Genomic DNA, 13,496 nt, shown 5'->3' on the forward strand with positions numbered 1-13,496 from the left:
TTATTTCTCCCATCCATTGTTTTCTTCTATTAAAGACTTTCGTTGATTCGTTATGTAAGGATTTCCCCGAACGACAACCCGTAAAGGGCGTTCCGTCCAAACTCCTTTATTAGGAATTCCGATACGCGGAAGTTCCTCGATTGTTTTTGGTATTCGACGTTTTTCAGGGACCAGATGCAATGAACTTGAAAAAATCGATTCCCCATATAATTCACGCTCAATCCCTAATGCCTCGACCAATTTTCCCGGTCCATCTGAAATTGCCGCGCCTGTTCTGCCATGACGATTAGCAATCATTTGGTCGACCCCTTCCACCGGCTCGAATCCGCGAATCATCACACCTTGGGGCAGACCTTCTGGTTGTGTGATCATATTCAAAATCAAATGCGTATGCATCGTATATAGATAGATCGTCCCAGGTTTTTCGTACATCGCTCGGACACGCGGAGTCTTGCGCATACCGTAGCTGTGCGCCGCTTCATCGTCGGGACCCAAGTAGGCTTCACAATCAACAATATAACCACCTAATCTTCCTTCAGGCGTTTCGTGTTCCAAATACATACCCAGCAAATATTTTGCGATATTCTCGGTTGTTTCCGTATTAAAATAATTGATTACTTGCTCCATTTTTCTCACCTTCTCCATGATACACAATAATCCTGCCGCATGCTACGCCCAGCAACCAAAACTCAGCAATCCCAAATGTTTGACTGGCTCGCAAGTCCTTCGTTTAATTATTTTGCCGCCATTATTAATCAACCTGCCACGTCTTCTCCTTTCTAACAAATGCCAGCTAGATTTTCAGAACCAGCAAAAGTTGCGCTGATAAAGCAAAATAGATGTAAAAATGCTATAATGAGAACATATATTCTGATTGTTAATCAAGGAGGTTTCTTATGCAGCAGCCATTAGCTTATCGCATGCGTCCTCGCAACCTAGATGAAGTTGTCGGACAACAGCATCTGGTCGGTACTGGAAAGATTATTCGCCGCATGGTGGAAGCTAGGATGCTTTCTTCCATGATTTTGTACGGACCGCCTGGTACTGGGAAAACTAGTATTGCCAGTGCTATCGCGGGTTCAACGAATTATGCTTTTCGCATGTTGAATGCCGCCACAGATACAAAAAAAGATTTACAGATCGTCGCCGAAGAAGCCAAGATGAGCGGCACGGTCATTCTATTACTTGATGAAGTCCATCGTTTAGATAAGACCAAACAAGATTTTCTGCTTCCGCATTTAGAGAGCGGACGAATTATTATGATTGGCGCGACCACGGAAAATCCATATATCACGATCAATCCCGCTATTCGCAGCCGGACACAGATTTTTGAAGTGAAGCCGCTGGATGAAGAGGACATTATCACCGCGGTCAAATCTGCCTTGGAAGATAAAGAACGCGGTTTAGGGGACTACCCGGTTGAATTGGATGAAGAAGCGTTGAGGCATCTAGCCCGTGCCACCAATGGTGATTTGCGGAGTTCGTTGAACGGTTTGGAGCTGGCTTCCAAGTCCACACCAAAAAATGAGGACGGAAAGATTCACTTGACTCTTTCAATCATCGAAGAATGCGTGCAACGCAAAGCCTTGACTCATGACAAAGATGGCGATGCCCATTACGATGTGATCTCAGCTTTTCAAAAATCCGTCCGCGGCAGCGACGTGAATGCCGCACTGCATTACTTGGGTAGACTAGTCGAAGCGGGGGATCTGCCGATTATTTGCCGCCGTTTAATGGTAATGGGCTATGAAGATATCGGCCTTGCCAATCCGGCAGCCGCAGCCCGAACTGTTCAAGCTGTCCAAGCCGCAGAAAAACTTGGCTTTCCCGAAGCGCGTATTCCTTTAGCAGATGCCGTCGTGGATCTCTGCCTATCGCCAAAATCTAACTCGGCCTACGTAGCCTTAGATGCAGCGATCACAGATATTCGGGCGGGAAATGCTGGCGAAGTTCCGGATCATTTGCGGGACAGCCATTACAAAGGAGCCAAAGATTTGAACCGAGGTATCGGCTATCAATATCCCCACAGCTTTGAAAATGCTTGGGTCGATCAGCAATACTTACCTGACAAAATCAAAGATGCGCATTACTATGAACCAAAAACAACTGGTAAATATGAGCAGGCACTCGGACAACAATATCAACGAATCGAAGAGTGGAAAAAGAAAAAATGAGCACAGTCGAAATTATTCGACTGTGCTTTTCGTTTTATTCGTTAGAAAGATACTTGGAATGAAGATCAAGGCTAGTGCGATGACAGAGAACAGAAAGCCCGCATGATAGGCGGATAACTCGTGAGTAATCGTTGGCTGCACTCCTTGCAAGACAGTCGCAACGACCGTAGCGATTATTGCCGAGCCAAAGCTTGAGCCGAGATTCTCGATAATGTTGATTCCTACACCTGCATCCGGCAATTCTTCATCCGCGAGTCCGGTGTAAGCATCGCTGGTTAACGGCAGGTTGATACCGCCAAAGCTTGTCCCACGAATGAACAAAATCAACGCGATCCAAACCATGCTGGTTTTGTCTGTGATAAAAACCAAAGGAATAGTCCCGACCAACGAGATTATCAAACTGACGATCACGACATATTTGGCACCTAGCTTATCAATCAGCTTACCGATCAGCGGTCGCGTCACCAGCATGCCAAGACCTTGAGGAATCAGCGCAATCGCTGCCTCCATTGCGGAAAAATGACGGAAGTTTTGGAAGAACAGCGGCAAAATCAGCATTGGTCCCATAATCGCGATATTGGCAAAGAATAATCCTACACTGGATGCCTTAAAACTCCGATGTGAAAAGATCGTCAGCGGTAAAACGGTGACATGCTGCTTGCGATAATCATAGACAATATAGACGATCAGAAATAACAGACCAAGTCCTGTCCAAATCAATGATTCACTATTCTTAAAGGTCGCGTGATCCGCCGCTTTAGTGATGCCATAAATCAGAGCCGCACTCATTGCAGATAAATCGAGAATACCAAAAATATCCAATTTACTCTTGCGGTTAAATGGTTCAAAGTTCGGCAATGTCCGCATCATCAAAGGCGCCGCGATCAAAATAATAAAGACATTGATGAAGAAAATCCAGCGCCAAGAGGCAGCTTGAATGATAAATCCGCCAAGAACCGGACCAAGGATCGGACCAAAGATCATGGGCGTACTGACGATTGCCATTACTCGGCCAATATTTTCTGGCCCAGCGGTTTTAACTAACAGAGTAGACATCAATGGTGTGATGATCCCCGCTGTAAAGCCTTGAAGTAAACGAAAGACAATGAAGCTAGTGACATTCCAACTGATTCCGGCAAGAACAGAGGTGACCCCGAAAAGAATCACGGCCCCGATGAAGATTTTCTTGCCATCGAAGCGGTTCATCAACCAGCCAGCAATCGGTACAGCGATAGCTAACGCTAACACGTAACCCGTAATTGCCCATTGGATGATGGATAGTGTCGTATGAAAGTTTTTGGTTAATTGATCAATGGCGATATTCACCATCGTAGAGTCGAGCATTGGTGCAATGGCGCCAAGGGCGATCGCCCAAGCTGCCGATAGAACCTCTTTAGGTAGTTTATTAGATGTATTAGATGTTTGAGTCATGAAGAACTCCTTTCTCGGTATTAAGGATTTATTTTCCTAAGAGGAAAATATAGATTCTCGAGCCGTATACCATTCCACTAAACAAGTTGAAATCTATTTTCTCTTACAAAAATCGAGCGGTCTTCGTTTTGAATTATTCTGCGAAAAGTGGAACTGGCATCCTTTCTCGGTATTTCGGTATTAAGGATTTATTTTCCTAAGGGGAAAATATGGATTTTCGAGCCGTATATTATTCCATACGGTGTTTTAAAACTATTTCATTTCTAGAATCGTTTTCGCTGCAGTCGAAGAACAACTCGTTTTTTAGTTTCCTAGGAAACAATACAACTATTTTGTTTCCATGTCAACAAAAACTAATCGAGTAAAAAGCAGCCTCTTTTTGAGACTGCTTTCATCCTTATTTGATTGTCAGATTTTGTTTTTTGATTTCTTGATCTAGATGCTGGTTATAACGTTCAAGAAAGTTTAGAAAGGCGTCGTATTGTTCGTCCTTTATCGGTTCAAAAACGGCTTGGTCACGATTTTCAAACTCTTTGTGCAGCTGTTCGTGAATTTCAAAAACTTTTTTTCCTTCGGCGGTCAGTTTGAAATAAATCTCTTTCTTATTATCCGCTTTTTGATAACTCTCGATATACTGCTTCTTCAGCATTTTTTTTGTCAATTTACTGATGGCTCCCCGCGTCATATACATTGATTCAGCCATTTTCGTAACATTTGGATATTTGTGTTTGCCGATAAACTCAATGCAGTGAACTTCTGAAGCCGCATATCCCGCTAAAGCCTTCTCCATCTTGACTTTGTCCAACCAAGCTCGCTTATTAAACACTTCGGCAAAGCCTTCAAGAACTTCTTCTTTTTTGTTCATGCGTTCCCTCCTCAGGTATTTTCCACCTTGTATGGCCCTATTCTAAAGAATTTTATGAACCATGAGTAACCAAACACTCCAACGAGCGCAAGACCATTCTAGGGTATTTTTGTTTCTTTTTCAACAAAATTATTCGACTTTAGTACTCAACGTCCAATGAAAGGTCAGCGTATGTTCACCACGCTTCTGTTTTTCTTTTGGAACAGACAAGAAGATTCCTTTTGTTTCATCCCAGTCATCGAAGTTTGTTTGCAATGACCCTTTTTGCATAAATAATGGAACTGCCTCCTCCAATGAAACGATTTTTCCATCCTCTTGAAAGTACAATTCTCCGATCTCTGAAGATTCGGCTTGAAGGGTCAATTGCCACGGAGCGCTCTCAGGTCGCTGATCTTCTACGATCAGTTCGCCAGATACTCTAGGAAAGAAGGAACTTCTTTTTCCTATTGGCTGCTGACCAAAGTCAAATTGCTCAGGCACAGAAAGCAGCTTTAAACTGCCTTCTGCCTTTTGAAAACCAGCTTGGATCTGATAATGATAATGGTCTGTTGGTTGCCAAGTATTTTCTTTTAATACATTCTTCTCGCCGTTACTCACAGTCAACTGAGCTTCTTTAAAAGAAAACTGATCGGTCTCAATAAATCTTAGGATCGGAGTGATTTTATTCTCAGCAGGAATAATCAACTTTCCCTTTTTACGATCAGCAATCCCCCAAACCTTCAACGGCAAAGGATGATTATTCGGCCGCAAAGACAGATCATGAGTAATTTTGCCTAACGAACTTTCTACTTGATAGTCAATAATTGTCGCGGCAACTGCCAATCCGATACTGGCATTCATGTCCCCCGTATAAACATGTCCCGTCTCGTCATAGCCGATAAAATTTTCCGGCGACAATGTGCTTTCAGCTCCAACGAGTGTCAGGACGGAATAACCTTTTTGCTTAGCAAAATAGTTTCCTTCAACTATTTCTTGCTCTTTTAGCCTTAACAAATGCCAATTTAGTTTTTCCTCTGACAATAAATCTCGCAAAAAAATATTCTCGGCGCCAGCCGGCGAATGCAGTTCTGTTTTTTTAGCGGCTGTAAGACTGCCGGTTTTTAATTTTTCAACAGTCAGAGATGCTCCTTCTTCTAAAGAAAGATCGCCGAACCGATGATACTCCTGTGCAAAATTATCTTCGGCTGCTCCGTTGCCGTTCAAAATTGATTTTGCTGATACCTTGTTTCCGATAGTTAATTGTGTAAAATTATCAATCATTTCGAATGGAATCTCTTTCTGAGCTCCCCCGATCGTTAAGGCGATCTTCGCCGTGCTGTTGGCGATCAGGCGATTCGTGAAACTTGTCAGATCACTGCCGACAAGTTTTTTGATTTCCTGAGCCGCTTGGATGTCTAGCGCCAGGTCATGGGTCAATTTTCCAGTATAACCATTTTTGATCATTCCTTGAATCAGAGCAAAACTTCCCTGTGGCGCATTGATTTCTAAATCCAGTTTGGGTGTATAGAGCGACATAGGGTTTTCGCCCCCGTCTCCTAATACCTCAAGTTCAGAAAAAATTTCTTTTGTTGCTAATTCGAAACCAATTTGTTTATCTGCACCTCCCAAACGATTCAATAGGCTGGCATTTCTTGGACGGGCTGCCGAAATACCGATTCCCGCAGCAAGCTTAGGCTCCCCTGTTACTTTCAGCGAAACATTGCCGCTGATCATTCCATTTTTGGCCAATCCGCCCATTATTTGAGTCGCATCATTACTTTTTGTAAAAGTTCCACCGCTAACGATAGTTTCAACATTTCCATCGATCATATGATTCGAGCGCACGCCATAGGAAGCTGCTAGCAGCCCTAGAAAAGTGCCGCCAGAGATTTCCGTCCGGGCACTGCCGAACATTCGCCGATCCTGATTGCTTCCCGCTACCGCATATCGTTCCGCTTTTCCACCTGTGACTTCAAGCATACTATCCCCATAAATTCGGTAAAATCCGCCGCCTGCTCCACAAACTCCGCTGCTTTGACCACCAGATAGACGCAACCGACAATTTCCTTCAAGCATCCCGCTGAAACTGCCGCCATAGGCATAACTTAACAATGCCTGGTTGATGCTCATTTCTGTTTCTCCTTTAATATAAAGAGCATTCTCCCAAAAATTTTGGCTATCCCCGCCACCTGCAGCTGCGCTAAATCCATAATTAGAACCCAGATTGTCCTCATTCGGTAAGCAGTTTGGATCAATTCCTCTTTCTTGAGCAATCTGACCCCAACGCTTGCTGTAAACTAGCGTTTCTTCACCTAAAACCAAGTGGATCTTGCCTTCAATTACCCCAGCATACCCAGCTCCGCTAACATTATTTTCAACACCCATTCCGCCACTGACGCATCCGCCCAACAAACGCGTGGTGACATTTCCTTCAACTAAGAAACTAGTCTGATCTTTTGCCAATGCCAACCGTTCAGCTGGTGTTAGTTGATCGTAATGGAGTTCTTCTGCGGTCCGTTTTTGCGGATCCGTCAAATGAACCTCCGGAACCAAATCAGGAGAATTTGTCAGGCTCGCTTTCTGTACGTCCATTCCTGCGCCCCCATCAATCCGCTTGAAAGATCCGTGATCGGCTTTTCCAGCATAAATGAGATTTTCGATTCCACCATGAATCACACCGCTGTACTGGTTTCCGCCGACAAAACTCCTGTCGCCTGCTTTAAATTGTCTAGTATCGATAGCCGTTGTGATGGCCTGATTTTTTCCAAAGATTTCACCTGTTTGGGAACCACCGATTAAAATCCCCGTTGGCGAAAAGCCGCCAGTTCCGTTGATTGTTGTATTGATAGGTCCGGTCTTTCCGTGAGCCACGCCACCGACAAAATTTCCCAATGTAAAACTAGCTGAACTGGATGTCAATTGATTATTTACTTCACCTGTTACTTCGGCGATATTCCCTTCAGACCCAAATCCGCCGCCATAATAATTACTCAAGGTTCCATTAAGACTTCTGATTTCAGTTGTGGGACTCCCAATAATTTTCCCAGCCAGCGAACCACCGGACAGTCGATTAATGTCTCCTGTCATATCAAGTATTTGTATCATCGGGTTTCCTGTCAGCGTTCCGGACTCGTTTCCGCCATAAATTTCCCACGTTCCGCCAATAACTTGCTGAAACATAAGTTTAGGATTCCCTATCAGATCACGGTCGCTGCCGCCAAACAATTGAGTCGTTTGGACATGCTGAATCTCTTCAAATGAAAGCTGATGCCCATTGCCGTAAATTTTTTCTGCTTGTAAAGTCAATTCTCTTAAACGAATATCTTGTCCGAAATAGCAATGACTTGGCAAATACAACTCAGCGTCAGGATCAGTCCCTTCGAAGGTCAGTTTTGCTGGCACACTTCCGAACGTAATCGTTTCAAGTGTAATATCAGATGGGACTTCATCAGCACCAATAGTTGTCTGACTAAGATCAAGCGTTCCGTCAATTTGAATCGTATAACTAGTTTCGGTTCCAAATTGATAAAGATCAAAAAGCAGTTTTTTAAATCCTTCAACATTTAAATCATAGTTTGTTTGTTGATTGATCGGTGGAAGAAGTTCTAAAGAGGCGGCCTCAGCTCCCGCTGTAAAAGGGACAAATAAAAAAATGAATAGATAGACCAAAAAATAAGCAATTTTTTTTGACATATGCGTCTCCTTTTTTATACAATATACGTATAGAAGACATAAATATTTTGGGTCGTTTCAAGTTTAGAGATAGAGACCCATTCGTTGCGTCTCAATAATGACTGTGCTATGATTGAGATGGAAATTCTGTGATGTGCGCGTTGCCTATTTCAGTGTTGACCGAACATTTTTATTGATATCTTGGGATCCGTCTTGTGTCAAAGTTGGTAACATGCCTTTTCATTTGGTAGTTCGATGCTTAGACCATGGAACCCACCTGCTAGATTTTGCGGGATCAATACTATCGGGTGAATAACGGCATCGACGGAATTTTCCATTTTTTATGGAATGAAAGCAATTTGCGTACTGCAAATTGCTTTTTATTATATTGGAGGAAAAAAATGATCCGCATTTTATTATTTTTACTAGCACTTGTCTTATTAATCTGCAGCTATTATTTGATAAAAAAACCGCAAGGACTTTTAGTGCTCTTTAGTAAAGAATCAAAAGATGAGTCTCGCAGCTTTTTACGTCAATTCGGCTATGTCTATGCACTTCTCGGAATTGTTAGTATCGTTGTCGGCATCATCAATCAACGAACGTATTCGATGATGTACTTAGTCATCCTTTTAGTGGTTGCGGCCATCTTCGCTTTATTAATGGGATCAAAAACAAAAAAAGGTTAACAGTACCATTTTTAAGAATTTTGATTTAAAATAAGGATGAGAAAAGGAGTTGGAAACGATGGATCAAGAATACAGTAAAATCATGGTGGCAGTCGACGGTTCTAATGAAGCAGAATTAGCATTCAAAAAGGCAGTAAATGTTGCAAAGCGAAATCAAGCGGAATTACTACTCGCTCATGTCATTGATACACGTGCGTTTCAAACAGTTTCTTCTTTCGATAATGTTCTAGCAGAACAAGCTACCGATATGGCGAAACAAACGTTAGACGATTATGAAGCTGACGCAAAAAGTGCTGGTGTCGAACACATCAGTAAAGTCATTGAATATGGTGCGCCAAAAGTGATGATCGCCAATCAAATTCCAGAAAATAATCAAATCGATTTGATTATGCTTGGTGCAACTGGCTTAAATGCGGTTGAACGTTTATTTATCGGTTCAGTTTCTGAATATGTCATTCGCAACGCTGCTTGTGACGTTTTAATTGTTCGGACAGACTTAGACAACAAAGTTCCTGAAGAGGACGAATAATTTAGCTCATTAAAAAAAGCCAACCTCGCGAGGTTGGCTTTTTCTTATAGCATTGACTTATATAGCGCGATAATCTCGTCCACCGTCGCATCTCGTGGATTCCCCGGCGAGCAAACATCTCGAAAAGCATCTTCAGCTATTTGCTGAACATCCGCTTCCTTCATTCCGATTTCAGTCAGGCTTTGAGGAATCCCAACATCGATTCCTAATTGCTTCACAGCTTGAACAGCGGCATCGCGAACTTCTGCTAACGACATTTCCGCTGCTCCTGCTACGTCCATCGCAATAGCAATTTCCCGGTATTTTTCACCGGTATATTCCTTATTGAAGTCCATGATCAATGGCAGTAATGTCGCACAAGCAACTCCATGAGGTGTGTCATACCAAGCCGATAATGGATGGGCCATTCCGTGAACTAAGCCTAAGCCGACATTAGAGAAACCCATACCAGCGATATATTGTCCTAAAGCCATTTTTTCTCGCGCTTCCTGATTTTCCGCAACGGAGTCTCTCAACGCATGACTGATAATTCCGATCGCCTTAATGTGAAGCATATCGCTCATTTCCCAAGCACCCTTGGTGATAAAGCCTTCGATCGCATGAGTTAAAGCATCCATCCCGGTTGAAGCGCATAATCCTTTTGGCATCCCCATCATCATATCGCTATCAACAAAAGCAACGACTGGAATATCATGGGGATCGACACAAACAAATTTGCGATGATTGTCAGCATCGGTAATTACATAATTGATCGTCACTTCTGCTGCTGTTCCAGAGGTAGTTGGTACTGCCAAAATCGGCAAAGCCGGTTTTTTTGTATCGGCAGGACCTTCAAGACTGATCACATCAGAGAACTCAGGATTTGTCGTAATGATTCCAATCGCCTTGGCTGTATCAATTGGCGAACCGCCGCCGATTGCCACGATATAATCCGCTTCGGCCGCCTGACAGGCTTTCACTCCGGCCTGAACATCCTCAATTGAAGGATTAGGTACGATGCCGTCAAATATCTCATAACTCAACTCTGCATCATCTAAAATCGCGGTGACTTTCGTAGCTACTTCAAATTTCAATAAATCTTTGTCTGTAACGACCAAAGCTTTTTTGAATCCGCGCTTCTTGGCTTCATTTGCTACCTCTTGGATCGCGCCCTTACCAAAATAAGATGTTTCATTTAAAATCATTCGATTGACTACCATTGTATTCTCTCCTTTATTGTGTTGTATTTCACAATTGATTATCCCATAAAAAGAAACCGCTTTCTGTGACTTCTAATTGTAAATTCTTGTCATAAAAAACAACGTCCATTATAAAAAAAATATTTTGACTTGCTTGTGTTTTATTTCTATTTATTCTATCTGCTAAAACTTAAATTTATTAATGACTTCCCCCTGCCGAATGATTTTGCTGAATTTGAGGTGGACATAATTTGTTGCACAACACAAAGCCTCGCGATAATTTTGAAAATCCTTTTCTTGTTTTTCCCCAGCAAGTGTTTCAACCTGTACAAGATATTTCATGTTCCTCTCCCTTTCCAATATTCGGCAGGCTTTAACGAGTCATCTATAAACGCATTCGATCTCGACTACGTTTGCACACAATTTCACATATATGTGTAAAAGAAACTGTTGCCAGTCTCTTTTACAGCTCAAATACTTGTTCTAGGTCTACCGCTACGGGTGAGTGGTCCAGATTTGTATCCATGACGTCTTCCATATAATCCCACCATTTACGATTGATTTCTGTGTCGGCTGTTTGAGCCCATTTCTCTTCATCTTCGATTTCCAAATAACCGAAGAGAAAATCTGTTTCAGGATCGAAAAAGATAGAATAGCTTTTTGCTCCATGTGCTTTCAACATTTCACGCATTTCAGGCCATAAATCATTGTGGCGTTTTGCGTATTCTTTTTTTAATCCAGGATACAACTTCATTCGAACCGCTTTTTTGATCATGCGTTAGGCACCCCGGCTTCAAAAAAAACTCGATTTGGTGTGATGCCGAATTGTTTAGCTAAAGCAATAAAGTTTTCATCACTAATCGTTTGACGCACACCACCTTGCGCCTGAACATAGGTATAGACTTGTGCCGCTTTTTCGGCCGTTTCAATCAAGCCGAAAGTTTCATCCATCGTACGACCGGCTCCATAAACACCATGAAATGACCAAAGCACTAAACGAGCTTGCTTCATTTTTTCGGCCGTCGCTTCACCAATCTCATTAGAGCCTGGAATCAACCATGGCAATACTTGAACACCTTCAGGGAAAACGACCATACACTCAGTACACATCTCCCAAAGTGTTCGTGTGATAGCTTTCGCGGTCATTTCATGGCTGAAAGTCATTGCCAATAAATGAGTCGCATGGCAATGCATTACGATCCGATTTTCAGGATCAACTTCTAAGCGGGCGATATGGCTCATAAAATGAGCAGGCAGTTCACTCGTTGGAACTCCGCCATCTGTATACCCCCAAAGTAAATCCACGCTTTGTCCGTCTTCAGCTACTCGCAAAATACCAAGATTATTGGCGGGATCTTGAGTCACATTTTTAAAATATTTTCCCGAACCGGTTACGATGAAATAATTTCCTTTAAGCGCTGATCCGTCAAAATCCATCGGAATATTCCGCAGTACATTTGCAGTATCCAAGTATTCTCTGACGTCCGCTTCCTCTAATAGATAAGATACGTTGCCGCCATTCCGTTCATCCCAGCCTAGTCGATACAGGTTGCTGGTTACATCTACCATTTCTTTGACAAAAGGTGCTTCTAAAATATTTTTCACGATTGATTCCTCCAAGTTTTATCTAACAAGGCAGGGAGGCAAGGCCCCCCACCAATTCATTATGCGTGTGCGAACTCTTTGTCTCGCGCTGATAAAATATCTCTTTCATAATTCATGACTTCTTCATACCAATCCATGCCGACTGGAGCATTGTTTTGTTCACAGAAGTAATTCCAAACATCAGCATAAGGGAAATCTTTTAATTCTTCGGTCAAAGCCATGCGTTTCGTATAATCAAGATCCAATTCAATGGTCTTCAAGTCTTCGATCGGTTCCAGCATGGCTTTCAATAGAGCTTTTTGAGTATTACGAGTACCGATGACCCAAGCAGCGATCCGGTTGATTGTGGCATCAAAGAAATCTAGGCCGATATTGGTCTTTCCTAGAAGATCATTGCGAACGATTTCTTTACCAATTTCTTGTAATTCATCATCCATAATTACAACATGGTCAGAATCCCAACGAACTGGGCGAGAAACGTGCAGCATAATTCCTTTAGAGAACAGCGCCAGTGAGGTCAATTTGTTTGAGATCACTTCAGTTGGATGGAAATGGCCAGCATCTAAGCAGATCAGTTTGTTTCTGGTTAAGCCATACCCCATATAAAATTCATGGGAGCCAACTGTATAAGCTTCAGCGCCAAGGCCAAACAGCTTGCTTTCAACAGATTCTTGGGTATATTCCTCATTCAAATCTTCCGCAAAGATTTCATCTAGTGATTCCATCATCCGTTTCCGAGGTGTATAACGATCAATCGGATTATCCTTCATACCATCTGGCATCCAGAAGTTGTCGATACAAGTTTGTCCGGTTTCTTTGCCTAAATATTCAGCGATTTTACGGCTGCGTTTGCCGTGTTCAATCCAAAAATCACGAACCTCTTTATCTGGGTGAGCTAAGGTCATTCCGTCTTTCATCATTGGATGAGAGAAGAAGGTTGGGTTGAAGTCCAAGCCAACACCTTGTTCATTAGCCCAGCTGGCCCATTTTGCAAAATGCTTTGGTTTAATTTCATCTAAATCGACAGGTTCATCGGTATCTAGGTAGATGGCATGCAAATTCAATTTATGGCTGCCTGGAATCAATGAAAAAGCCTTCTCAACATCTTGACGTAATTGATCCGGAGTGTGAGCTGCACCGGGATAATCTCCGGTTGCCATGATACCGCCGGTTAATTCACCATCGGGATTTAAGAATCCTTTTACATCGTCCCCCTGCCAGCAATGCATTGAGATTTTTACATCTTGTAATTTTTTCAATGCGGCATCCGTATCGACACCGATTTCTGCGTAACGCGCTTTTGCGTCTTCATAACGTTCTTCAACTGTTTTTGTCATTTCGTTTCTGCTCCCTTTTCTTTCTATTTATTCATTAAAA

The 13,496-nt window shown here is 42.6% G+C and carries 12 protein-coding genes and 1 other RNA gene; 4 read left to right on the top strand and 9 right to left on the bottom strand.

Going from position 1 to position 13,496, the window contains the following annotated elements:
• Entirely contained in the window at positions 1–627 is a 627-nt protein-coding gene (locus tag PGP85_RS16150; protein ID WP_010741035.1) for a DNA-3-methyladenine glycosylase, read from the bottom strand.
• Positions 628–896: 269 nt separating this feature from the next.
• Between PGP85_RS16150 and PGP85_RS16155 the strand changes: the two genes are divergently transcribed.
• The gene (locus PGP85_RS16155) at positions 897–2,174 is read left to right on the top strand and encodes a replication-associated recombination protein A (RefSeq protein WP_010741036.1); all 1,278 of its coding nucleotides are present in this window, start codon (positions 897–899) and stop codon (positions 2,172–2,174) included.
• A 12-nt stretch (positions 2,175–2,186) separates the two neighbouring features.
• On the opposite strand, the gene PGP85_RS16160 is transcribed toward PGP85_RS16155, so the two are convergent.
• The 3 genes from PGP85_RS16160 to PGP85_RS16170 form a co-directional block, all read right to left on the bottom strand.
• Complete coding sequence (locus PGP85_RS16160) at positions 2,187–3,605, bottom strand: MDR family MFS transporter (RefSeq protein ID WP_270328451.1); 1,419 nt, start codon at positions 3,603–3,605, stop codon at positions 2,187–2,189.
• Positions 3,606–4,002: 397 nt separating this feature from the next.
• Positions 4,003–4,470: a MarR family transcriptional regulator gene (locus PGP85_RS16165; protein WP_270328452.1), complete on the bottom strand. Its 468-nt coding sequence runs from the start codon at positions 4,468–4,470 to the stop codon at positions 4,003–4,005.
• Positions 4,471–4,599: 129 nt separating this feature from the next.
• On the bottom strand, positions 4,600–8,142 hold the full coding sequence (locus PGP85_RS16170; RefSeq protein WP_270328453.1) for a hypothetical protein: 3,543 nt from the start codon (positions 8,140–8,142) through the stop codon (positions 4,600–4,602).
• A 120-nt stretch (positions 8,143–8,262) separates the two neighbouring features.
• On the opposite strand from PGP85_RS16170, the gene ssrS reads away from it, so the two are divergent.
• The 3 genes from ssrS to PGP85_RS16185 all read left to right on the top strand — a co-directional run bounded on the left by ssrS (position 8,263) and on the right by PGP85_RS16185 (position 9,336).
• Positions 8,263–8,456, top strand: a non-coding RNA gene (gene ssrS, locus PGP85_RS16175) — 6S RNA.
• A gap of 66 nt (positions 8,457–8,522) precedes the next feature.
• Positions 8,523–8,807, top strand: coding sequence for a hypothetical protein (locus PGP85_RS16180; RefSeq protein WP_010741041.1), 285 nt, complete (start codon positions 8,523–8,525; stop codon positions 8,805–8,807).
• Between the two features lie 58 nt (positions 8,808–8,865).
• On the top strand, positions 8,866–9,336 hold the full coding sequence (locus PGP85_RS16185; RefSeq protein ID WP_010741042.1) for a universal stress protein: 471 nt from the start codon (positions 8,866–8,868) through the stop codon (positions 9,334–9,336).
• A gap of 44 nt (positions 9,337–9,380) precedes the next feature.
• Here the strand turns inward: PGP85_RS16185 and fucO are convergent, their stop codons facing one another.
• The 5 genes from fucO to rhaA form a co-directional block, all read right to left on the bottom strand.
• The gene (gene fucO / locus PGP85_RS16190) at positions 9,381–10,535 is read right to left on the bottom strand and encodes a lactaldehyde reductase (protein ID WP_010741043.1); all 1,155 of its coding nucleotides are present in this window, start codon (positions 10,533–10,535) and stop codon (positions 9,381–9,383) included.
• 162 nt (positions 10,536–10,697) lie between these two features.
• The gene (locus tag PGP85_RS16195) at positions 10,698–10,856 is read right to left on the bottom strand and encodes a hypothetical protein (protein WP_010741044.1); all 159 of its coding nucleotides are present in this window, start codon (positions 10,854–10,856) and stop codon (positions 10,698–10,700) included.
• 121 nt (positions 10,857–10,977) lie between these two features.
• The gene (gene rhaM / locus PGP85_RS16200; protein ID WP_010741045.1) at positions 10,978–11,289 is read right to left on the bottom strand and encodes an L-rhamnose mutarotase; all 312 of its coding nucleotides are present in this window, start codon (positions 11,287–11,289) and stop codon (positions 10,978–10,980) included.
• Entirely contained in the window at positions 11,286–12,119 is an 834-nt protein-coding gene (gene rhaD, locus PGP85_RS16205) for a rhamnulose-1-phosphate aldolase (protein WP_270328454.1), read from the bottom strand. Before rhaD ends, rhaM begins: the two co-directional genes overlap by 4 nt.
• Positions 12,120–12,178: 59 nt before the next feature.
• Entirely contained in the window at positions 12,179–13,456 is a 1,278-nt protein-coding gene (rhaA, locus tag PGP85_RS16210; protein WP_270328455.1) for an L-rhamnose isomerase, read from the bottom strand.
• Positions 13,457–13,496 lie beyond the last annotated feature (40 nt).

Origin of the sequence: Enterococcus malodoratus, assembly GCF_027659535.1 — a bacterium.
Taxonomy (GTDB): Bacteria; Bacillota; Bacilli; order Lactobacillales; family Enterococcaceae; genus Enterococcus_A; species Enterococcus_A malodoratus.